Origin of the sequence: Colwellia sp. MT41 (assembly GCF_001444365.1) — a bacterium.
Classification (GTDB): domain Bacteria; phylum Pseudomonadota; class Gammaproteobacteria; order Enterobacterales; family Alteromonadaceae; genus Colwellia; species Colwellia marinimaniae.
Genome location: NZ_CP013145.1, coordinates 713,511 through 738,458 on the forward strand (window position 1 = coordinate 713,511; position 24,948 = coordinate 738,458).

General features: G+C 40.7%; 11 protein-coding genes. 8 read left to right on the forward strand and 3 right to left on the reverse strand.

Annotation, left to right across the window (positions count from 1 at the left end):
• The first annotated feature begins 66 nt into the window (after positions 1–66).
• From CMT41_RS03060 to CMT41_RS03090, 7 genes are all read left to right on the forward strand, one after another.
• A complete protein-coding gene (locus tag CMT41_RS03060; protein ID WP_057179720.1) occupies positions 67–753 on the forward strand; it encodes a type 1 glutamine amidotransferase domain-containing protein in 687 nt (228 codons plus the stop codon).
• A gap of 96 nt (positions 754–849) precedes the next feature.
• Entirely contained in the window at positions 850–2,079 is a 1,230-nt protein-coding gene (locus CMT41_RS03065; protein ID WP_058026321.1) for an iron-containing alcohol dehydrogenase, read from the forward strand.
• A 15-nt stretch (positions 2,080–2,094) separates the two neighbouring features.
• Entirely contained in the window at positions 2,095–3,138 is a 1,044-nt protein-coding gene (locus CMT41_RS03070) for an NADP-dependent oxidoreductase (RefSeq protein WP_058026322.1), read from the forward strand.
• A 109-nt stretch (positions 3,139–3,247) separates the two neighbouring features.
• Positions 3,248–4,345 (forward strand): site-2 protease family protein, encoded by a 1,098-nt coding sequence (locus CMT41_RS03075; RefSeq protein WP_057179723.1) that lies wholly within the window; start codon positions 3,248–3,250, stop codon positions 4,343–4,345.
• A gap of 328 nt (positions 4,346–4,673) precedes the next feature.
• Entirely contained in the window at positions 4,674–7,700 is a 3,027-nt protein-coding gene (locus CMT41_RS03080) for an ATP-binding protein (protein ID WP_058026323.1), read from the forward strand.
• Positions 7,701–8,517: 817 nt separating this feature from the next.
• On the forward strand, positions 8,518–13,125 hold the full coding sequence (gltB, locus tag CMT41_RS03085) for a glutamate synthase large subunit (protein ID WP_058026324.1): 4,608 nt from the start codon (positions 8,518–8,520) through the stop codon (positions 13,123–13,125).
• Positions 13,126–13,145: 20 nt separating this feature from the next.
• A complete protein-coding gene (locus tag CMT41_RS03090) occupies positions 13,146–14,636 on the forward strand; it encodes a glutamate synthase subunit beta (RefSeq protein ID WP_058026325.1) in 1,491 nt (496 codons plus the stop codon).
• Positions 14,637–14,909: 273 nt separating this feature from the next.
• Here the strand turns inward: CMT41_RS03090 and CMT41_RS03095 are convergent, their stop codons facing one another.
• The 3 genes from CMT41_RS03095 to CMT41_RS03105 form a co-directional block, all read right to left on the reverse strand.
• The gene (locus tag CMT41_RS03095) at positions 14,910–18,083 is read right to left on the reverse strand and encodes a ligand-binding sensor domain-containing protein (protein ID WP_058026326.1); all 3,174 of its coding nucleotides are present in this window, start codon (positions 18,081–18,083) and stop codon (positions 14,910–14,912) included.
• 98 nt (positions 18,084–18,181) lie between these two features.
• Positions 18,182–19,897, reverse strand: a complete 1,716-nt coding sequence (locus CMT41_RS03100; RefSeq protein WP_058026327.1) for a S8 family peptidase — start codon at positions 19,895–19,897, stop codon at positions 18,182–18,184.
• Positions 19,898–20,185: 288 nt separating this feature from the next.
• Positions 20,186–22,018: a S8 family serine peptidase gene (locus CMT41_RS03105; protein WP_057179729.1), complete on the reverse strand. Its 1,833-nt coding sequence runs from the start codon at positions 22,016–22,018 to the stop codon at positions 20,186–20,188.
• Positions 22,019–22,828: 810 nt separating this feature from the next.
• Here CMT41_RS03105 and CMT41_RS03110 point away from each other — a divergent pair.
• On the forward strand, positions 22,829–24,865 hold the full coding sequence (locus CMT41_RS03110; protein ID WP_232300005.1) for a S8 family serine peptidase: 2,037 nt from the start codon (positions 22,829–22,831) through the stop codon (positions 24,863–24,865).
• Positions 24,866–24,948 lie beyond the last annotated feature (83 nt).

The following is a 24,948-nucleotide window of genomic DNA, read 5'->3' on the forward strand; positions in this document are numbered from 1 at the left end:
TTATGGTTAGCTAAATAGCTAACTTAAATAGCTAACTTATATAATTAAATAGATGGATGAATGAACATGACTAAAAAAATATTGATGGTACTTACTTCACATGATGAGCTTGGTAACACGGGCAAAAAAACTGGTTTTTGGGTGGAGGAGTTTGCCGCCCCTTATTACGCTTTTATCGATGCAGGTGTTGAAGTAACACTGGCGACACCAAAAGGCGGGCAAGCACCTATTGACCCAACAAGTACCTTAGCAGATTTCCAAACATCAGCCACTGAACGTTATGATGGCGATGAGGTAGCACAAGCTAAAATTGCTAACACAGTGCAGTTATCTTCCCTTAGTGAAAGTGATTTTGATGGCGTATTTTATCCAGGTGGTCATGGTCCATTATGGGATCTTACCGATAATAAAGACTCAATCGCCTTGATTGAAAGCTTTCTTAACGCAGGTAAAGCTGTTGCGGCAGTTTGTCATGCCAGTGCCGCCTTATTAAATGTAAAACAAGCGTCGGGTGAATTTGCCATTAAAGGCAAAGCAGTAACCGGTTTTACCAACAGCGAAGAAGAAGCCGTGCAATTAACCGAAGTTGTGCCTTTTTTACTTGAGGATGAACTGATTAAGCGTGGCGGCGAATACCAAAAAGCGCAAGATTGGCATGCCTTTGTCGTACAAGATGGCCTTATTATTACCGGTCAAAATCCAGCGAGTTCGGCCTTAGCGGCAGAAAAATTACTGACTCAGCTTTCAGCTTAACTTACTTGTTTAGGTAATCAGCTAGGTAATCAGTTTAGCTACCTAGCTAAGGTAAGCCGTTTTGCTAATAGCTTAGCGATACATATAGGAATATAGATGTTAAATTTTAATTTTCAAAACCCAACGCATATTCATTTTGGCGAAGGGACAATTTCAGTCATTGCAACAGAAATCCCTCTAAACGCTAGAGTATTAGTGGTTTATGGCGGCGGATCTATTAAAACCAATGGTGTTTATCAACAAGTGATTGATGCCCTTGCTAAACATACTTGGTTTGAATTTTCGGGTATAGAGCCCAATCCAACTTATGATACCTTGATGAAAGCGCAAGAAATCATTAAACGCGAGAATATTGATTACTTACTGGCCGTTGGTGGAGGCTCTGTCATTGATGGCGCTAAATTCATTGCCGCTGCGGCCTTCTTTGAAGGTAATGCTGAAGGTAATAGTGAAGGTAATGCTGAAGGAAATAGTGAAGGTAATAGCGAAGGGGATAGTGAGGTTAACGACCCTTGGGATATTCTGGCTAAACAGCAAGCGGTAACAAAAGCATTACCTATTGGCGCGGTATTAACCTTACCGGCAACAGGCTCTGAAAGTAATGGTAACTCTGTAGTTACACGCGACGGTAATAAATTACCTTTCTCTAGTCCTTTGGTTAGACCACTCTTTGCTGTATTAGACCCAAGTGTGACCTTGTCATTATCGGATCGTCAAATCAGCAATGGTGTCGTGGATGCCTTTGTACATACCATTGAGCAGTACCTAACTTACAGTGTCAATGGCAAAGTGCAAGACCGCTTCAGTGAAGGATTATTGCAAACCTTGATTGAAGAAGGACCAAAAGCTTTATTACCAGCCACTAAAGAAAACTTGGAGGTTAGAGCTAATATCATGTGGTCGGCAACCATGGCGTTAAATGGCCTTATTGGTGCGGGTGTACCACAAGATTGGTCAACACATATGATAGGTCATGAATTAACAGGTGCTTTTGGTATTGACCATGCACGTACTTTATCGATTATATTACCTGCGGTAATGAAAGTGCGCCGTGAGCAAAAGCGTGAAAAATTACTACAATATGCATCACGCGTTTGGCAGATAAATGAAGGTGATGATGATGCACGTATCGACCAAGCTATTCTTTTAACCGAACAGTTTTTCCAACAGATGCAAGTACCAATACGTTTATCTGAGGTAGATCTTGGCAGCAAGGACATTGATCTGTTGATTAATAGACTAGAGCAACACGGTATGACCGCATTGGGTGAACATGATGATATCACTTTAGCAATAAGCCGTGAAATCTTAACAAAAGCATTGTAAGCACAAGGAAATAACATGACTCAAACAACTAAGATAAATCGCCAAATGGTTTTGGCTTCACGTCCCTTTGGTGCGCCAACAGCGGACAACTTTAATCTTGTACAAAGCGAAAAACCGACGCCTAAAGCGGGTGAGGTATTACTTCGCACTGTCTTCCTGTCACTCGACCCTTATATGCGCGGGCGCATGAATGATGCTAAATCGTATGCCGACCCTGTTGCCTTAAATGAGGTAATGGTTGGTGGCAGCGTCTGTCGAGTAGAACAGTCAAATCATGATGACTATAAGATAGGTGACTGGGTCGTTGCTTTTGGTGGTTGGCAAGATTATAGCGTTATCAATGGCAGTGAATTACTTAAATTAGATAGCAACATGGTCAAGCCATCACATGCCCTAGGTGTCTTAGGTATGCCAGGGCTAACGGCTTACATGGGTTTACTTGATATTGGTCAACCAAAAGCAGGGGATACGGTAGTTGTTGCTGCGGCAACGGGTGCTGTTGGTAGCCTAGTGGGCCAAATAGCCAAATTAAAAGGCTGTAAAGTGGTGGGTATTGCCGGTGGCGAGACCAAGTGTAAATACGCGGTGGAAACACTAGGTTTTGATCATTGCCTTGATCATAAAAGTGAAAATTTAGCCGAGCAATTAGCGGAAGTTTGTTCATCAGGCATAGATGTTTATTTTGAAAATGTTGGTGGTAAAGTTTTTGACGCCGTTATGCCATTACTTAATAGCTGTGCCCGTATTCCTTTATGTGGCCTTATTTCTCAATATAACGCGACTGAATTACCCAGTGGGCCGGACAGATTGTCGTTATTAATGGGCACACTATTGGTTAAGCGCATCAAAATGCAGGGCTTTATCGTCTTTGATGATTATGGTCATCGTTATAACGAATTTAGTGAGCAAATGGTGAAATGGTTAATGGCTGGCGAAATCAAGTACAAAGAGCACATGATTGATGGGCTTGAGAACTCGGTAAGTGCTTTTATTGGTTTATTAAAAGGCGAAAACTTCGGTAAGTTAGTGGTACGTGTTGGGCCAGATGACCTAGCATAACTACCATCAACAGAACTTAATTAATAATTATCTTCAATAAACCTTGCCGCATCGCTAAATATAGTGATAATCGGGCAAGGTTTTTTTGTTGAGCTAGTGAGTTAATTAAGTGCAGTTATTAGAAATAGAGTGTTTGGGTAAAACACTAAGATTAGAAGGTTCAATGGCCGGGTGGCAACAGCTTTTTTGGGACGGAAAATGTGTCTCACAAATTAATGCCAATGCCGACAATGAGTCATTTACCCATCAATTTTCTTTAAAAACCGATGGTGGTGAAGAAAGTGAGCCGGGCGAGTTGCATGTCGAATTGAAGGGTTCATTGAAGTGGCAGCCCTTTGGCTTGCAGTTTAAGCTATTAGTCAATGATGAGTTGTTGCACGAAAATAGTCTTAATGAAAAAGATATCGAGCAAAGAAAAATAGGCGAACACAAAAAACAGCCGATGAAATTCAGCTTCATTGGTATGGCGGGTCTTGGCTTAAAGTTATTGAAAAGCGCCAAGGTTATAAAAGTTTTGTTTGCTGCTGGTAGTTTAGCGGCTTATAGCTGGTTATTTTCTATTGAGTTTGCCATTGCGCTGATCCTTTGTTTAGTTTTCCATGAGTATGGTCATATTAAGGCGATGAAGTATTTTGGCTTAAAAACCAAAGGTATTTATCTTATTCCCTTTGTTGGCGGCTTAGCCCTTAGCGACGATAAAATTAATACCCGCTGGCAAGATATTGTTATCTCCATTATGGGCCCTTTCTTTGGCTTGATATTATCCATAGTCTGTTTAATTGGCTATTGGCTTACCGATATAGAAATATTGGCCGGACTTGCGGTATTTAATGCGCTGCTCAATTTATTTAACTTGTTACCGGTATTGCCGTTAGATGGCGGCCACATCATTAAAAGTATCGCTTTCTCCATAAACTCTAAAATTGGTTTAGTGGCTTGTGTGTTAGGGGCCGTGCTTGGTGTCTACATTAGTTATCATTTTGGTTTAGCGCTGTTAGGTTTTTTACTGGCCATTGGCAGTATTGAAATAGTCTTTGAATATAAACGCCGACATTTAAGTGAGTTACTACCGCTGAATCGTTATGCGCAAATTGTTTCAGTCTTGTGGTATATCCTTACCCTTGGTGGCTTAAGTGCCATTATTTGGTTTGTTGGCCAAACGGGCAATGGCGCCTTGTCATTACCCCTTAAAATATTAGCTAGCTAGGCTAATAGGTAATAACTCGAGATGACAGGGTTCAATAAATATTTTCTCTAGCATCCTTACCATGGATAATGACTAGTTTATTCAAAAGCTTACAATTGATGTTGTAAGCTTTTTTTATTTTATCTTTAAAAAATAATTTGTCTCTGTATGGTAAAGGCTACGTATAAGCCAAAAGCAAGGCGCTTTAATAGGCTCTAGATAGACATAGCAACTTGATGTTAATAGAGTGTTATTATAGATTATGTTAAGCGGTTATTTAAAAGGATAGGATAGCTTAAGAGTTAAATTAGCATAAGAATAAAGCATGAACACTAAGTAGGAATAACCATTGCCCAGACCTATTAGACTATTAATATTAGCCCTCGCTGGCTTGGTTAGCTTTTTTCCTTATCATTTTATAGCTAACTGGCTAGCAATTATCCCTGAAAGCAGTTCAAGCTTTGCCTTAACCATGTTGCAAATTTTCAGCGGCATATTTTTATATTTTTGTGTTAAAAAAAACAGCTCACGTTCATTTAAACTGTTTTGGCAATACTTACTGCTAGCGATACTCGCGGTTATCGCTAGTAAATTTTTAAATGGCACACCAACAAGTATTAGCCAGCAGTTATATCAAGACTTTGCTTCACTGTTTATTTATTTCTTTATTTTATTGGCTATAGAGACCAACCCACATTTAAGTGATGTACCACTTAATAAATATATCAGTGGCCGAGTGCCAGCTATATTTTTTACCCTGATTTGTTTTTGCTATTTTATTCTTTTACCGGCTGAATTTTCAACTCTAATATACCAAACAGCCAAGCCCTCACTGTTATTTCATCTGCTCATAAATATTCTGATCATTGCTAGATTAATACAGTGTTTAGTGAATGCTAAAGATAACTTCTGGCGTTACACCTTTACCTTACTCTCTTGCAGTGCTGTATTTTTATTTATAGGCAATCTAAGCGCTTTTCTTCCTCACGGTTTCCCGTTAATTAGCACCAACAGCTACACTGTTCAGCTTATTGCTTTACTGCCTTATTTTTTCTTGATAGTTACGGCAAATATCAGCTTAAAAGCCACCAAGCTACCTGCGGCTATAGCAAAAGAAGGTAGTCCAGAATTCTATATTTTACTGCTTATGCTCATACCCACAGCAATGCATTTATATGGCTATGAGCAAAAGCTATTTTATAGTGTCGATTCCAATCTTCAATCGATTACTCTGCTTTTTTGGTTAGTTGTTGCGGCGCTATTGCTAGCAAATATCGCCAACAGTCGCCGTAGTCAAACTAAAAAGCTAAAACAAACTCTATTCGCACAGCAAGCTCAGCATCAACAACTCACCAGCCTAAATAATGACTTAACCGATGCGCTGATTAATAGTGAAGATAAAGCGATAGTTAACGCGTCAAATAATGCCATCTTAACTACCTCTACTACCGGTGAGATATTATCCGCTAACCCTGCTGCCGTGCAGATGTTTCAACGTCTTGAGCAAGAATTAAAAGGCATCTCAGTTAGTCGCTTATTTGCAGAAAAAGACGAAATGCACTTCTTTTTTGACTTCCAAAGTAATATCTATTCATTACAGCGCAAAGGTGAGGGTATTTCGGTGGAGTGTGTGTCGCTGCGTTCAGATGGCACTGAATTTCCGGCACAAGCAGAGTTACAGTGGGCTGAGCGGGCTAAACAACCTCTTATTGTTATTACTTTTATTAATTTATCAGCAAGAAAACATGCGGAAAAACAAGCCTTAGAATTAAAAGATAAATTCATCGCCAATATTTCTCATGAATTTAGAACACCACTAACCATAATTAACGGCATCATAGATAGATATATAGAAAAAACCACAGATGAACTAGAAAGTGAAGATCTAATAACGGCTAAGCGTAATGGTTTACGCTTAGTACGTATGGTAGAACAACTGTTAGAGCTTTCACGTTTAAGTGACAACCCACAACTGTCGCTGAGTACATACCGCTTAAAAACCCTTATGCTGATGCCTGTTGATTCCTTTTCTCGCTTGGCATCACAAAGTCATTTAAATTTTACTAGTAATATCCCGGACAATTTGTGGCTTGATTGTGATGGCCAAGCCTTTGAAAAAATCATCTTCAATTTACTTGCTAACGCGATAAAATACACCCCCAAAGGTGGTAGTGTGCAAGTGAATGCCTATGCAGAACAAGACACCATTATTATAGATATTATCGATTCAGGCATAGGTATCAGTAAAGACTGCCAAGAGAAAGTTTTTGAACGCTTTCAACGAGCGGATGATGTGAAAAACCAAGCAACCTTTGGTGTTGGCATTGGCTTATCATTAGTCAATGAACTGGTTAAAGCGCACGATTGGCGCATAAGTTTAGTGAGTGAACATGGTCATGGTAGTAAATTTAGCCTGTCAATACCGCTAGCTTCAGCCAATGATGTTGAGCCTGAAATATCGCTGAGTGTCTCAGAAAGTGAGGTTGCCTCATTACTAATAGAACAGCGCAGCGTAATAAGTCATCAAAGTAATCATTCACAGCAAGTGGTTTTAGTTATTGAAGATAACCTTGATATGCAAAGTCATATAAAGCAAGTTATTGAGCAAGAACATCATTGCATTCTTGCCGGTAGTGGCGAACTTGGCCTGCAATTAGCGCAAGAATACCTGCCTGATCTTATTGTTTGTGATCTCATGTTAACGGGTATTGATGGTTTTGAAGTCTTAACACAGTTGAAACAAGACGACATGACCGCACATATTCCGGTGATATTACTGACAGCAAGATCTGATCTTGAAAGTAGATTACAAGGCCTTAAGTTAAATGCGGATGAATACTTAAGTAAACCTTTCAACCAACATGAGCTATTAACTCGAATTCAAAACTTAATCGCCAACAGACAGCGGTTACAGCAGCGCTATTTACAAAAATTTAACGACCAACAAAAAGCCGAGCAAAGAGCGGAAAGAAAAATTATTAGCCAGAATAATGCGGTAAAACTCACTGAAGAGATAGTGACAGAAGGCAGTCTAGAGGATAAGTTTTTACATAAACTCGAAAAGTTAATCGCTAAACATTACACCGAACCTGAGTTAGATATCTCATTACTGGCAAAAGAACTCGCCATGAGTGATAGGCAATTGCAGCGAAAAATTAAAGTTATACTCGGCACTACGCCTAATAACTTTATCAAAGACTTTCGTTTGAAAAAAGCACAAACATTACTTATCAGTGGTGCACAAATAGGGCGTATTGCTTTAGATGTTGGCTTTTCATCACAAACCTACTTTGGCCGTTGCTTTAAGGAAAGCTTTAACTGCACACCAAAACAATACCAACAACAAATGGCACAACAAGATTCAACTAATGATTAATTAGGTACAGAAAGTACCACAATATAGTCTTTTACACCTGATTCAGACCATACTATCTAACGGCAACTGTTCGAGCAAACAGGCCTAGAGTAGATAATAAAGTTGCCTCAAGTTTCCATCGTCAAACTTGAAAAATCAATATGCAAACTTGATTAAAAGCACCGAAAGCGGACATTCGTTTTGCATGACTTCTGTGTAGTAAATCTTTAATGGCTCTATGGCTCTAAGGTGCTTTCGGGCACAAAGCACCATAGGTTTTATCTAGTATATCTGTCTTAATATAAATTATTTGCTTTGGATCTAGAGCCCTACTTTAATTTTCTCTTTGCTAAGCTGCTGAACTTAAAAGTTACACAACTAGCATAAATAAATTGCGAGCTGTTACCCGGTGATATATTTATACGGAATAATGAATATTCCGTATGAAAATGTAATTATTATTATGTAGTGTTATGTGCTTAAAATAGAGTTAAAAGTGTCGCTAATGTATTTTTTAGGGTAAATATTAATGTTTTAAGAATAATTTGTTGCTGTATATATTCAAGTGGTATGCATATATATTCATAAAAAGATTGACTCAGTCCCCTTTTACGGGTAATTTTTCCGACCGCTTTACATAATAATTTTCATTAATGGCAGTTCGTCTCATAAAGACTCAGTAGAAGTCTGGCGTGCAATGCTCAAGAAATTCTAAATATTATTCTGAAGGATCAATAGCGCACATTTTGAGTATTAACAATATAGGTCTTAATTAGCAAGCAGCTTAATGAGCCAGAAAAACAGCGAATAGAAATAGTTAGATGAATAGGAATAAGCAATGAATGATATGAGCAAAAAAAACCAAGGCCTTTATCGTGCCGAGTTTGAGCATGACAGCTGCGGTATTGGTTTTGTCGCCAACCTAAAGGGTAAAAAATCGCACGATATTATCGAAAATGCACTCACCATGTTGAGTTGTATGGAACATCGTGGTGGTACTGGTTTCGACGTCAAAAGTGGTGACGGTGCCGGTATTCTTATTCAAATTCCCCACGATTTTTTCAGTCAAGAAACTGCAAAATTAGGCTTTAGCTTACCCGATGCCGGAAACTACGGCGTTGGCATGATTTTCTTTCCCCGCGAGCAAGAACAACGCGAAGCGTGCCGAGATATTTTAAACCAAAACATTACTCAATTGGATTTAACCTTAATCGGTTATCGTAATGTGCCAGGTGATAATTCTATGTTAGGTGCGGCTTCACTTGAAACCGAACCGAATATTGAACAGGTATTTATTGCTAAACCAGCAGCATTAACGGCCCAAGAATTTGAACGCAAGTTATTTGTTTTGCGTAAATACACCTCGCATAAAATAAATGCCAGCATTGCCAAAGAACGTGACGAGTTTTATGTCACTTCGATGTCATCAACCAAAATTGTCTATAAAGGTCAATTTACTACTGCGCAAGTTCGTCAATATTATCTTGATCTTCAAGACGAGCGTACCATCTCTGGGTTGGCGATGTTCCATTCTCGTTTTTCAACCAATACTTTTCCTGCTTGGCGACGCGCACAACCCTTTCGTTATATCGCCCACAACGGTGAAATCAACACCGTTCGCGGGAATATTAACTGGATGAATGCCCGTGAAGCATTGTTCAGTTCAGTGAATTTTACTGATGCTGAATTGAAAATGTTGAATCCGGTTTGTAATAATGACAACTCTGATTCTGCCAACCTTGATATGGCCATTGAATTATTGGTGCTAAGTGGCCGTTCGCTCGCCCAAGTCATGATGATGATGGTGCCTGAAGCTTGGCAAACTCAAGATGATATGGATCCAAGCAAACGGGCATTCTATGAGTATTACGCTTGTATAATGGAGCCGTGGGATGGCCCTGCGTCGTTATCCTTTACCGATGGTAATATTATCGGCGCGACCCTGGATCGTAACGGTTTACGTCCTTCTCGTTACTTGTTAACCGAAGATGGTACCTTGATTATGGGCTCTGAAACAGGTGCCTTGTGTGTTGATCAGTCAACTGTTGTTGAGAAAGGTCGTCTTCAGCCCGGTAAAATATTCATTGCTGATTTAAAGCAAGGTCGCATTATCAGTGATGACGAAGTAAAAGAAACCGTTAGTTCGGCGCAGCCTTATGGTCAGTGGTTAGCAAAAAACAAAATTGAGTTAAACCAGTTACCGGTATCAACGGCTTCTATTGCCCAACCGCCATTGGCGGAACTGCGAAAAATGCAAAAAGCCTTTGGTTATACTAGCGAAGATCTTAACTTAGTGCTTGCTGGCATGGTTGGTACGTCGAAAGAGCCATTAGGTGCTATGGGCACAGATACACCATTAGCCGTGCTTTCAGATCGTCCACAACATCTATCACATTATTTTAAGCAGTTGTTTGCTCAGGTGACCAACCCACCAATCGATCCCATTCGTGAAGAGTTGGTGATGTCATTGCGTGGTTACATTGGTAAGTCACTTAACTTACTTGAGGAAACAGCAGCGCATTGTCATAAAGTTGAAATTGAACAACCGGTGTTAACCAACGAGCAATTACGTAAGTTACAGCATATTGATAACGACCACTTACAAGCAAAAACCATTAGCATCACCTTTAAAGCCAATGGTGAAGCTGGCGCACTTAAAACAGCACTCGATCGTGTTTGTTTGTACGCAAAAAATGCGATTGAAGATGGTTATGCCATTTTAATATTAAGTGATCGGACCGTTGACAGCGACCATGTTGCTATTCCATCGGTATTAGCAACCGCAGCGGTTCATCATTATTTAATTCGTGAGAAATGTCGTTCTTACGCCGATATTATTCTGGAATCTGCTGATATTCGTGAAACTCACCATTTTGCTACCGTTATTGGTTATGGCGCAGCCGCGGTAAATCCATACTTAGCACTAGAAAGTATCTATGGTTTGCGTGATGAAGGAGTACTGGATAGCAAATTATCAAATGAGCAAATCACGGCGAAATACACCGCAGCGGTAGGCAGTGGTTTATTGAAAATATTCTCTAAGATGGGTATTTGTACCTTACAGTCTTATTTAGGTGCGCAAATTTTTGAAGCTTTGGGTATTAACTCAGAGGTGGTCGAGCAGTACTTTACCGGTACTGTCAGTAGAATCGAGGGTTTGAGTTTAGACCAAATTGCTCAAGAAGCACTATTACGCCATCGTGAAGGTTTCCCTGAAGCAAGCCGCATTGCCATTGAAAACTTATTACCAACGGGTGGTGAGTACTCATGGCGTCATGATGGTGAACGTCATCTATTTAGCCCAACGGTTATTCGTTTACTGCAGCATTCAACCGCAAGTAACGATACTGAGCAATTTAAGCAGTACACAAAAACAGTTGATGATCAAAGTAAAGAGGCCTTTACCCTACGTGGTTTACTGGAGCTAAGTAGCGATCGTCCTGCTATTCCATTGAGTGAAGTTGAGCCGATTGAAAATATTTTCAAACGCTTTGCTTCCGGTGCCATGTCATTTGGTTCAATCTCGTGGGAAGCACACACCACGTTAGCGATTGCCATGAACCGTATTGGCGGTAAGAGTAACAGCGGTGAGGGTGGTGAAGATCCTATTCGTTTCACCCCACTAGAAAATGGCGATTCAATGAACTCGCGTATTAAGCAAGTTGCTTCTGGTCGTTTTGGTGTTACCAGTCATTACTTGACCAATGCCGACGAACTACAAATTAAGATGGCACAGGGGGCAAAACCGGGCGAGGGTGGTCAATTACCCGGCGACAAAGTGGATGCTTGGATTGGCAAAACTCGTGGTTCTACGCCAGGTGTAGGTTTGATTTCACCGCCACCACATCATGATATTTATTCGATTGAAGATTTATCTCAGCTTATTTTTGATCTTAAAAACGCCAACCGCGATGCCCGTATTAACGTTAAGTTAGTCTCAGAAGCCGGTGTTGGTACTATCGCCTCGGGTGTCTGTAAAGCGTATGCTGATGTGGTGCTGATTGCTGGACATGATGGTGGTACTGGTGCTTCACCCTTAAGTTCAATTAAACACACGGGTTTACCGTGGGAACTTGGTTTGGCTGAAACTCATCAAACATTGGTCCGTAATAAACTGCGTAGCCGAATTACCGTACAAACCGATGGACAACTTAAAACACCACGCGATCTAGCCATTGCCACCTTACTTGGCGCGGAAGAATATGGCATGGCAACCACGGCTTTAGTGGTTGAGGGTTGTATCATGATGCGTAAGTGTCATTTAAATACTTGTCCTGTTGGCATTGCTACACAAGATAAAGGTTTACGCGAACGCTTTACCGGTCGTGCTGATATTTTAGTGAACTTCTTTACCATGATGGCTGAAGGTTTACGTGAAATCATGGCTGAACTAGGTTTTAAATGCATCGAAGAGATGGTTGGTCAGACTCAATGTCTTAAACAACGTACCGACGTTGAGCATTGGAAATATAAGGGTGTTGATTTAACCCCGCTACTTTACAAAGAAGAGTGCGGTGAGAACGAGACGCTTTATAAGTCAATTGATCAGAAACACCTGATTGACGATATCATCGACCGTAAGATGATCAAAGATGCGCAAGTGGCGCTAGATACTCAGCAAAGTGTTGCCCTGGAATACGATGTGAGCAATACCGATAGAACCATTGGTGCGATGATTTCCAATGAAATCTCGAAGAAGTACCAAGCCGAAGGCTTACCAGAAAATACTATCAGGGTTAAGTTTAACGGCTCCGCTGGTCAAAGTTTTGGTTGTTTCTCCGCCAAAGGCCTGCGCTTTGAACTTGAAGGTGATGCCAATGATTACTTTGGTAAAGGGCTTTCAGGTGCAAACCTGGTGGTATACCCAAGTAAACAAGCTAAGTTCGTCGCCAGTGAAAATATTATCATTGGTAATGTTGCCTTATTTGGCGCAACGTCAGGCAGCGCCTTTATCGGTGGTGTTGCCGGCGAGCGTTTCTGTGTTCGTAACTCAGGTGCTACAGCGGTTGTTGAAGGCATTGGTGATCACGGTTGTGAATATATGACCGGTGGTATAACGGTTATCTTAGGCGCTACGGGTCGTAACTTTGCGGCGGGTATGTCTGGTGGTGTCGCTTATGTACTTGATAACAACAATGACTTCGCCCCTAAATGCAATATGGAAATGGTGTCACTGGAAACAGTGGATACCGATGCTGAAAGTCTTGAACTAAAAGCATTAATTACCCAGCATTTAAACGCTACTGGCTCAGCTGTCGCTAGTGATTTACTCAATGATTGGGACAACAGCGTGAAGCGCTTCGTTAAAGTTATGCCAGTTGATTACAAACGCATGCAAGGTTACATGACTGACGTGCGCAATAGCGGAAAATTTGACTCAGAATATGACATTGCCGTTGAAGCTTTCGATATCCATTTAAACAACATAGCTAGCGCTAAAGCTTAAGCTGACAAGGAGAATATATTATGGGAAATCCAACCGGATTTATCAACCTAGGTCGTGCCTTGCCAACTGAACGCCATGCAGGTGAGCGCTTAATTGACTGGCTTGAAGTCTATGATGACATGCCAAAAGCACAGGTCGAGCAACAAGCTTCTCGATGTATGGATTGTGGTGTACCATTTTGTCAATCGGCGAAATCAGAGTTTGCTCCGGTCGTTGCCGGTTGTCCGGTGAACAATGTTATTCCTGAATGGAATGACTTGATTTACCGAGGTCGTTGGCAAGACGCAGTAGAGTTACTGCATAAAACCAATAACTTCCCGGAATTTACTGGCCGTGTATGTCCAGCACCTTGTGAAGGCGCTTGTGTACTAGGTATCAATGCAGATCCCGTAGCCATTAAGCTTCATGAAAAAGAAATTATTGACCATGCCTTTGCTGAGGGTTGGGTCACTGCTCAAGTTCCATCTGCTCGTACCGGTAAAAACGTCGCGGTAATTGGTTCGGGTCCGGCAGGGCTTGCTACTGCTGCACAGCTCAATAAAGCCGGTCATATGGTTACTGTCTATGAACGCGCCGATCGTATCGGTGGTTTGTTGATGTACGGCATTCCCAACATGAAATTACAAAAAGAACTAGTGCAACGCCGCGTGGATATTTTAGCGGAAGAGGGCATTGTTTTTGTCACCAATACTGAAGTGGGTAAAGACATTAGTGCTGAACAGCTTGAAAGCGATTTTGATGCGGTAGTGTTATGTATTGGCGCAACTGTACCACGCGACCTACAGGTTGAAGGCCGTGAACTTAATGGCGTTCATTTTGCCATGGAATTCCTTAGTGCAAATACCAAAAGCTTACTTGATAGCGAGCATAAAGATGGTAAGTTCATTAATGCCCAAGGCAAAAATGTTGTGGTCATCGGTGGTGGTGATACCGGTACCGATTGTATTGGTACCTCATTACGTCACCAGTGTAAAAGTACGGTGCAACTAGAAATCATGCCGCGTCCGCCAGAGAAACGTGAAGAGAAAAATAACCCTTGGCCACAATGGCCAAAACGTTTGTTGGTTGATTACGGTCAAAAGGAAGCAATTGAAATCCAAGGCCAAGATCCACGTCAATATTTAGTGATGACTAAGAAAATTGAAAGTGATGAGCACGGTAATGTGAAGGCGGTTCATACCGTTGATATTACTTGGCAGCGTAACGACAAAGGTCAAATGATGCCACAAGAAGTTGCCGGTAGTGAAAAAGTACTTGCTGCTGATATTGTCCTTATCGCCATGGGCTTTATCGGGCCTGAAGGTGGCTTAATTGAGCAGTTTGGTCTTGAGCAAGATAATCGCTCTAACATAGTGGCAGAATACGATAAGTTTACTACCAGCAAAGAAGGCGTGTTCGCTGCGGGTGATGGTCGTCGTGGTCAAAGCTTAATTGTTTGGGCCATTGATGAAGGTCGACGCTGCGCGCGTGAAGTAGACAGTTATTTAATGGGTAGCAGTTACCTGCCATAAGCAATTTTTTTGTAAATCACTCTATATTTAAACAATAAGCCTCTCCATGTTGCTGATGGAGGGCTTAATTGATAAAAATTGCCAACTCCCGCCGACCAAAAAATACCGAAGTGGCAGCTATTAATTCTTGATAAGGGTTATAAAATACTTGGCTACAAGTTTGATGAGCAAAAATAGTGAGGTATCATTGCTTTGCTCTTAAGACTCATCATTATTAAAATAATATATTGTCTTTCTAATGCTCGGTACGTTATTTTATAGTTTCCACCTCGCTTAGTGGGTGCTATCGCCCTGCTTTAATTTAACTAACTTGCTTAGCTCGCCAATATCTTGTTGTTGAATGACATCCAAGTAGTTGAAGGGTTGCACCTTAGGCGCATAAAACCCTAACCAGCTTAATTTGTTATTGTGAGCAACTTTTAGGGCATGTTCGGTAAGAACACTGACTTGATCCCACGACAGTGCCATAGGTTGTTCAAAGTTAAAAGGGTAAAAGGCATACGCCATGCCTGCTTTGATATTGTTACCTAATACTTGTTCAAATTGACTGGTTAAGCGAGTTACTAGGTCACGGGTGTTATTATCTTTCTCATAACCAATAATCATAAAGGTATCATCAGCCCATCGAATAACTAAATCATCACTATTGCGGCTATAAAGTAAGATGTCAGTAAGATTAACCAATTGGCTATTACTTACTTGTTTTATGTTTTCTAACTTTATCATCACCAGAGATAAACGTGGCAATAGGCTGCGTTGCACGGGCAGAATATTTTCATGAATTTGAGACATCAAGCGGCTGGCTTGCTCGATATAAATATCTAAATAACGACGGCTTTTAACACCCGTCACTTTATCCACAGTTGCGGCATCTTCTAACTGCTGATTAGCCTGCTCAAGTTCAATGTTTTTCAAATGAAACTCTTGTGTTTTCTCTTGAATTTGTTGTTCTAAATATTCTTTTTGTTGCTGTTCTACTAGTAGTTTTCGGTTTAAAAAACGCGAATAAGCCAGTAATAACAGCGCAATCAATGCCGCATAAAGTACATACGCCCACCAAGTATGCCATGGCGCGGGTTGTACAACTATATTAAGTGACAGACCAGGCTCACTCCAAATGTTATCGCTATTACTGGCAATGATTTGCAGCTGATAACTACCTGAAGGTAAGTTGGTATAAGTGGCGCGTCGTGACTTACCGGCATCAATCCACTCTTCATCAAAGCCTTTTAAGCGATATTTATAACGCGTTGACTCAGGAGCGGTATAGTTTAAACCGACATATTCGAATGAAATTATTTGATCGGTATATGCCAGCGTCAACTCAGTTAAATCTGATAACGTTGTGCCTAAAGCCATAGGTTCGTTAAGCTTTAAAATATTGGTCAAACGGACCTGTGGTGCATTGAAGTGACTATTTACTTTTTCAGGAGCTATACTGTTAAAACCTTTGCCAGCACCAAAATATAGGGTGTTATTCATTGAGCGAAACACAGACGAATGGGTGTATTCTAAATCTACTAGGCCATGGCTAAGATTGAAATGCTTAAAGGTTTTTTCACTCATAGAATAACGAGAGATTCCTTTATTAGTACTAAACCAAATATCTCCATAAGCATCTTGAGTAATACCATAGATGGTCATGCTTTTCATCCCCTCTTTAGCACCAAGATGAGTAAATGAAAAGTTGTTACTATGACGATTTTCTCGGCTTAATATACTTAATCCGGCATCTTGAGTACCAAACCACAGGTTTTTTTCATTGTCTAGAAACATGATCCAGGAAAAGTCATCGGAAATACCGTTAGGGTTATTTTCTTCATGACGAAGATGAGTGAATTTTTCTTGCTCAGGGTCAAAACGACTAAGACCACCACCAAAAGTCGCCAACCAAATAAAACCTTGATCGTCCTCCAGCAACTGTAAAATATTATTACTGCTGGGGCCTTTGTCACTGTTTGACTTATTCTTGATAAAACGTTTAAAAGTGCCATTTTTATTAAGGCGGTTTAGTCCTTGATGGAAAGTAGCAACCCAAATATTACCGTGGCGATCTTTAATTATATCGGTAACACTATTGGCTGAAAGAGAGTTGTTATTTTCAGTGTCATGTCTATATTCAGTAACGTTATTCGTTGTTAAATTTACTGAATATAAGCCTGAACCTCGCGTTCCTACCCATAAAGTGTTGCCATCAGCAAACAGAGTCATAATTCTATACTCTGAAAATGAATGATTAAAATCAACAGGTGAAATTGAATTGTCATCTTCTGACAACTGATAAATTTCACCACTATAGGTGCTAAAAAACAAACTTCCTTGCTCAAATTGGGCAAAACTAGTGATATTACTACTTTTTAAGGCCGGATTTGTTTGGGTACTATATTGTCTAAATATTGCCATATTGGCATCCCAACGATTTACCCCCGAAAAAGTACCTATCCACATCATGTTATTATTGTCTTCAAAAAAGGTAAGAACATAATCATGACTGATACTATAAGGGTTATTAGGAGAGTATTTGTAGCGATTAAAATCGTTGCTTTTATAATTATAAATAGATAAACCATTGTCCGTAGCAATCCAAATATTTTCTTCAGAATCTTGATAAATATTTTTTATGGCATTACTGCTAATCGTTGATTGATCATCAACATTAAACTGATGGTGAATAAACTGTTCCGTGCTAGGGGAATACTTTAATAAACCACTATCAACGGTTCCTATCCAAACATCGCCATTGATATCTATATATAAGCTACTGACAAACTTATTAATGTAGGTCGCACTATTATCATCTCCGTATTTTATCGATTTAATAAAGTTTCCTTGTAGATCAAATACCGAAATACCACCGCCATTTGTTCCTACCCAAACTTGTTGATTATCGGTTTCAATAATTGCGAGTACAGCATTGTGGGTAAGACTATTCGGGTTACCTAACTCTTGAAAAATTTGTTGGGTTGACCATTTTTTTTCATGGTAACTGATAACGTTTAAGCCATTTTCAGTACCTACCCAAATCTTGCCTTCACTGTCTTCAAATAAGGCATTAACGGTATCATTACTTAGCGCTGTATTTTTTGTTTTAGTAGTAAAGTGCAAGAAGTCCTGACTAACTGCTTTATATAGATTCAAGCCACCACCGAAAGTTCCTACCCAGAATCTTTGTTGGTTATCAATAAGAATACGACTGATTACATTAGAGCTGAGTGAGTTAGGTTGAGAGCTATCATGGTGAAAGTTTAGCGTCTTGTGACCATCAAAACGGTCTAAACCTTCCGACGAACCAAACCATATAAAGCCTTCTTTGTCTTGAGCAATAGTTCTAACAAAGTTGTATGACATTGGGTTATCAATGCCGAAGTTTTTAAACAGTTTAACTTCTTGCGCAAGAGCACTGAAATTTAGGGTAATTAATAATAAAAAGAGAAGTATATTTTTCACAAAACAGCTCTGATAAAGTGTTGATTTATAGAAGTTTCCAGTATGGAATAACGGTAATAAAAAAGCCACTGTAGTAACAGTGGCTTAGAATTAATGAACTATTGTTGTTCAACCCAATTATTAACATTAATATTGGTAGCGCTATTGGCTACACTCATTCGCCAAAGCAATGTGTCTGACTCAAGACTCATCCGCCAAAGTAATGTATCTGTTTCGATATTCATTCGCCAAAGGAGGGTATCCGTAGAAGCAATGTTTCTCCAGCCTTGAGCATTTTCAGCAAAATTCATGCGCCAAAGTAAAGTATCACCATCTAGGTTATTTTCATCTAATTGCCAAACATATTCATCGCCTAGGCCTTCAATATAAAAGTTGCCATCACTATTAATGTTAGCCGGCCCAAAGAAGTGTTCATCGCCGTCTAAATCTTGAGCAATATCTAAGGCTTGATTGGCACATGCTGAAGCAGTACTCGCTAATGCACCAGCAGCATTAACCAGCCCTGAGCCCTGTTGGAAAACACTATAAGCAAGTTCACCATTATCATTAAATGCGGCATGGGCACTATCCATTAAACGACATTTTACTTCATCAGGGGTAAGAGAGGGGTCTTGTGTTAACATCAGAGCAACGACGCCGGAAACAACGGCAGCAGCTTGAGAGGTGCCTGACATTTCAAAGTAACGGCCACCATCATGAAATTCAGGGTGTTCTTGAACTATTTGACTATCAAAAGCCATCAAGCCCGATAAATGCCCTCCTGGAGCGACAATCTCTGGTTTAACAAAACCTGCAAAAGTAGGTCCTGCCGCACTAAAAGTGGCTAGCTTGTCATCGCTTGAGTCAGATTCGGTATAGTTATCTGTCATTGCACCAACCGTTATAATATAGGGGACATTACCCGGTACACCAATAGTCATGGGGTCGGGGCCATTATTGCCAGCAGATGCCACCACAACAATGCCTGCTTGCCACGCTTTCATGACTGCCTGGTTTAACGGGTCTTCCCAATAATACGAACGTGCAGGTCCACTAAAAGACATATTAAGCACTCTAAGATTTATTTGATCTTTTACTTGCAGTGCCCAATCAATACCACGAATAACGTCAGCATAAGTAGCCTTGCCCTCAGCATCAAAGGCTTTAATACCTACGAGTGCAGCATTTGGCGCAATACCATAAACTTTTCCGTACACGTCATAGTCGGCATTGCCGGCAATACTGGCAACATGGGTACCATGGCCACTTCCGTCATTACTATAGTTACTTAGCACGTTATTTATCGCATCATAAGTTCCCCAGAACTTATCTCGGCCATACAAATCCGTCGATAAGCCTAAGCCTTTAGATGTGCCTTGTAATTGCTCTAAGCCAGTATCTAAAAAGCCAATGGTTACGCCATCGCCAAAATTGCGCATTGCATGAGCAGAGTCAGCTTCAATATACAGTGGCACGGTAGCTTTAGGTTGCCATTTACGCTTTCCCCAAGCACGACCCCCAGACAATGTTACTTTATGGTTTTTAGTGATAGTAAAATTAAGCTCTTGCTGTAATTGAGCTAACTGAGCTTGATTTAAATCAACCGCGACCGCATTAATAATGGCCAGTTCATGGGAAGGAACTAGGTGCAGCGCTTTGATTTTTTCTTTTAGTAATGGGTAATCGGCTGAGCTGATTATATAAGATTCAGTAAAAGACTGAGTGTGACTATTACTTGTGCTGTTTACTGAAATACTGAGAAGCCAGGCTGACAAACTAATAAAGCCTAACAATGAGAGTGGTCTGATTATTCGTTTTACCGAGTTGTTCAACATTTTATTCCCCTATGTCCAATACATCTTTAAAAAATTCATCTACATTTCTTAAAACATTAGGGTGTTTCTGCTTACATCTTGTCGCGTCCATTCCTACTTAAATTACAGTAATTACAATTGTAAAAAAGAAGTTACAAAAAACACATCGCTACAAAACATAGACTAAACACGCCCTAACCACAATCATTTTTATTGCTAGAGTTATCAAAAGTAAAAGTTAAAGTGGCTTAAACGAAAATATCCAGCCGATAAAACAAGCTGGATATCAATAGCTTAACTCAGTTCAAGTTAGAAGTTTACCGTTACTTCAGTTGAACAATTATCGCTACCTTGGTCACATACTTTATAGGTAAACGAACCGTAAGTTCTGAAGCTATCAGTATAAGCACCATCGTTTGAGGTCGTTGTTCTTAAAGAGCCATTACGGTAAATGTCTACACTTGCAGAAACAGCACCTGACCACGTTAGGTCAACTTTATTTCTACCTTTAGCACGGTATGCTGAGGCATCTGCGGTAATATCGCCAGCTACTGGAGGAGGAGTAACACCACCACCACAACCGTTGGCTGTTAGGTAATCGCTGGCCGCTTTTGCTTTTACGATACCGTAACCGAAGTAGTCATCGTGACCTACAGCGCCGTTATCTTCTGCTGTCGCTTTTAATGCTTCACGAATTTCTGTACCAGTACAGCCGTTATGGTTAGACCAAACTAGAGCCGCCATACCTGATACCGCAGGAGTCGCCATTGACGTACCGCTCATGAAACCATAATCGCTAGTACCAATGGTCACATCAGCAGTAGTAGCAGCTAATAGCGCCGCTCTGTCTGCAAACGTTGCACCCACAGCAGGGATAGATGTTGCGTTGCTATCACCTAATGTGCCGTATAACATACCGGCTTCATTGTTAATGATAATTGCACCAATACCGCCTGAATTTTCACAGTTTTGCACTTTATCGTGGAAAGATATATTACCACGGTCAATCATACAGATATTACCGTTTGCGCCAGAGTCTGTTGCTTCGGCTGTGCCCATGTAATAAGTATTGCCTGCAGCATTACCGGCGTTCTCCATTGAAGAAGAAAGAAATGCTACGCCATCAGCAGTCATTGCAGCACTAGTCGCCATGCCTGCAGGATATGTAGATAGTGTATCAACACCACCAGCAGTTACTTCTACACAGATAGCGTCATTGGTCGTTGTAGTACGTTTCTTACCACGGCCTGTAGTTTCATCACAGCTTGGGAATTGTGAGAAGTCGGCAATGTTATTATTATTGTCGTTTGCGCCAATCATCATTACTGATGGATAACCAGCAGGGAATGAACGCACATCGTTACCATCGTTACCTGCAGCAGCTAAAACTAAGCCACCATTATCAGTAAAGGCTTGAAAGGCATTTTCTTCAGTGCTGTTGGCACCACCACCACCAAGACTCATGCTAATAATGTTAGCGCCAGCTTCTGCACATTTTTCAGCAGCATAAGCTAAATCAGAAGAGTAACCCCAACCATCAGTATTGAATACTTTAACAATGTGCATAGCAACACCAGGAGCCATACCAACAACACCAACGTTATTGTCTGCAGCACCAATAGTACCTGCAACGTGGGTACCGTGAGGACCACCATTTTCATCCCAGTTACCTGTGCCAGAGTCATTATCACCAGTGATATTGTTCCAAACGAAATCTTGGTTAGAGCGATCTAAACCAGAATCAATAATACAAACTTTCATGCCAGCATCAGCATTGAAGCTAACTTGGTCTGCTTGAGATTGTACAACCGCATAAGGCGTTAACTGTTCAGTCATAGCATTACCAACATCATCACTATAGATAGATAGCGGCATACGACGCTGATCTTCTTCAATCATTTGAATATGTGGGTTATTCAGTAAACCTTTTACTTCGCTTAAGCTTTTCCCTGAAAATGATGCCGCAAAAAAACCATTACCATCAACTTTTAAATCAGCACCAAGTTTTTTCGCTAAGGCTTTTACTATGCCTTTTTTGCTTTCATCTACTTTAATAATGTATCTATCATCAGCTGCTTGGGCTGAGAATGCTGCGGTTACTGCTAAGGCTAGAACTGAGGTGGTAAATTTAGAAACTTTCATAGGTATTTCACTCTCTCTTTGATGTTAAGTCGTCTTATTCTTATTATTAATGACGCTAGTTTTATTGTTTATATTAACGGTTTAGATGAACTGTCTGTTCTGCTTTTATATGTTGCTCTTGCTATATATATTTGCTTAACTCGGCTCCCTGCCTCTTGCATCAATCGATAGTAACAGCTAGTCAAACTGCCCCTAGTAAAATTACGACAGCTTTTCGTACAAAAACGACATACCAATAACATGTTGTTAATTTTCAATATATTATCTAGATTAAATAAAAGTAACTGGTCGGTTTTTTATTAATATCTGTCGATAATTTGCTAGTTAAAAAACCGATAAAGACGCAATCTGATAAGTGTTGGTTTTATGTTAACTATTAACGCAACCCATAAAAATAATGCGCAAGGCATTAGTCAAATCGACTTTTGTCTTAAGCGTAAAATAACAATGATGGAGTTAATGTCAGATGAAAAAAAATAGAAAAATTGCCCTAAGTGCTATCGCCTTATCGGTTTTACCGCAACCAGTATTGCCAGTAATGCAGCCCCTCAGGCTAAACTTAATAAAGTAAAAGCAGTTGCCACGGTAACTCAATCGGCAACGCTTAGTTTTGCCGAGTGGCAAGCACAGCAAAAGCTTAAACGTAATGATTATACCGATCGTTTAATTATTACCTTTAGGGATAAGCACCAAGGTAAAGTTATTCCTCCTGGTCTCGCTAAAAAAATAGGCTTAAATTTAAAACATGTAAAAATATTAAAAAATAATAGCCATGTAATAGCGCTTGATGACATGCATTCGCTGAAAGATGTGGAAAAATTCATAGAAAAATTACGTAAACATCCAGCTATTGAATCTATTGAGCCTGATTATCAACGTTTTTTATTTTCACAAAGCCAACCTTGGGGTATAGCTAAGACACAAGCAGATCAATTAGCAGACACAGATGCAGCTAACATGACCGTTTGTATTATTGATTCAGGTTATGAGCAAGCTAACCCTGATTTGAATGCCAATAATGCTTCTGGCACTAATAACTCAGGTACGGGTAACTGGTATCAGCACGGTGGTTCGCACGGCACCCATGTAGCAGGTACTATTGCCGGGGTAAATAACAGTGAAGGTGTCGTGGGTATTTTACCTAGCACTAACGTGAACCTGCATATTGTCAAAGTCTTTAACGAAAGTGGTTGGGGTTACTCTGGCGATTTATCTGACGCAGTAGATACTTGTGTAAATAATGGCGCTAAAGTTATCAATATGAGTCTAGGTGGCTCTGGCTCATCAAATGCAGAAAAAAATGCCCTACAAGCTGCGGCTGATGCAGGGGTATTGTTAATTGCCGCTTCTGGTAACGATGGTAACTCAACCTTGTCTTACCCGGCATCTTACGACGTGGTCATGGCTGTCGGCGCGTTAGATAATAACAACCAACATGCTGAATTTTCTCAATATACCAGTCAAGTTGAAATATCTGCGCCAGGCGAAGCTATATTATCAACCGTTGCTGGTGATGGCCGTTTAGGTTTTATCACTGTTGGCTCAACCACTTATGGTAATGACAGTGTGGTACCGCAAACACATTACATTCAAAGTGGCGGTAACTATGTGGTTAGCAATGTTGATGGCAGTGCTAACGGTGTCTTAGCCAGCTGTACCATTTCTGCTAGCAGTTATAGCTGTAGTAATGTTAATGGTAACATTTGTTTAGCCGAGCGTAATGATAACCAAAAGGGCAGTAACTATCCTGAAATAAACCCAGCCAAAGCGTGTGCTGATGCCGGTGCCTCTGCGGTTATTGTTTATAGTGACAGTACGCGCCCGGGGTTACAAAATCCTTTCCTTGTTGATGCCAACACTGACGTAACTGTGCCGACAGTGTCTGTTAGTCGTATTTTAGGCCTGCAACTCATGTCTCAATTAGGCACTAACGCTAGCTTAACGGTCAATGGCTCACAAGATTATGCCTATTACAATGGTACTTCAATGGCTACACCACATGTTACCGGTGTTGCCGCATTGGTGTGGAGCAATAACCCCAATTGTAGTGCCGATGATGTCCGCAGTGCCTTGAAAAATACCGCGATTGACCTAGATGTAGCAGGTCGTGATGACAAAACAGGTTTTGGTTTAGTGCAAGCCAAAGCTGCCTCAGATGCCTTGGCAGCTAGCTGTGGTGGTGGCACTACACCGCCGCCAACACCACCTACCCCGGGTAAAGTCCTTGAAAATGGTGTTGCTACAGCTAACCTTAGCTCAAGTACTGAGCTGAGCTTTACTATGGAAGTTCCTGCTGGTGCCACTGAGTTAAACTTCGATATGAGTGGCGGCACGGGTGATGCTGATCTGTATGTTAAATTCGGCTCAGCACCAACCAGTAGCAGTTATGATTGTCGTCCATACAAGGGTGGTAACAGTGAAAGTTGTGCTATCGCTAGCGTTCAAGCGGGTAGCTACTTTGTTAAAGTCGTCGCTTACTCGACCTTTAGTGGTGTTAGCTTAACGGGTAGCTTTACCGAGCCTAGTACTGGTAGCGGTGCTATCGGCGGTAGTGCCTCAGTGACAGACATTAGCGTTGCTCGTCGTGCTTGGACCTATTACACCATTGATGTGCCTGTAGGCATGGCTACCTTAGACTTTGTCATGAGTGGTGGCAGTGGTGATGCGGATATGTATATTAGACGAGGCTCTCAACCGACTTCTGCTACTTATGACTGTCGTCCATATAAGAGTGGCAACAATGAAGCTTGTGCCTTTACCAATCCGGCCGCGGATACTTGGCACATTGGTGTGTATGGTTATTCGGCCGCAAGCGGTGTTCGCTTAGACGTAACGTATAACCCCTAGGTAAAGTGATTGCTAGGTAAAAAAGTGCCTAGATTAGTAAAACCTCAATACCCGATGCAAGTAATTTGCATCGGGTATCTTTA

Excerpts from the sequence above, each read along its gene's own strand:
- CMT41_RS03060 (WP_057179720.1), top strand. The coding sequence starts at position 67 with ATGACTAAAAAAATATTGATGGTACTTACTTCACATGATGAGCTTGGT.
- CMT41_RS03065 (WP_058026321.1), top strand. The coding sequence starts at position 850 with ATGTTAAATTTTAATTTTCAAAACCCAACGCATATTCATTTTGGCGAA.
- CMT41_RS03070 (WP_058026322.1), top strand. The coding sequence starts at position 2,095 with ATGACTCAAACAACTAAGATAAATCGCCAAATGGTTTTGGCTTCACGT.
- gltB (WP_058026324.1), top strand. The coding sequence starts at position 8,518 with ATGAATGATATGAGCAAAAAAAACCAAGGCCTTTATCGTGCCGAGTTT.
- CMT41_RS03090 (WP_058026325.1), top strand. The coding sequence starts at position 13,146 with ATGGGAAATCCAACCGGATTTATCAACCTAGGTCGTGCCTTGCCAACT.
- CMT41_RS03100 (WP_058026327.1), bottom strand. The coding sequence starts at position 19,897 with ATGTTGAACAACTCGGTAAAACGAATAATCAGACCACTCTCATTGTTA.
- CMT41_RS03105 (WP_057179729.1), bottom strand. The coding sequence starts at position 22,018 with ATGAAAGTTTCTAAATTTACCACCTCAGTTCTAGCCTTAGCAGTAACC.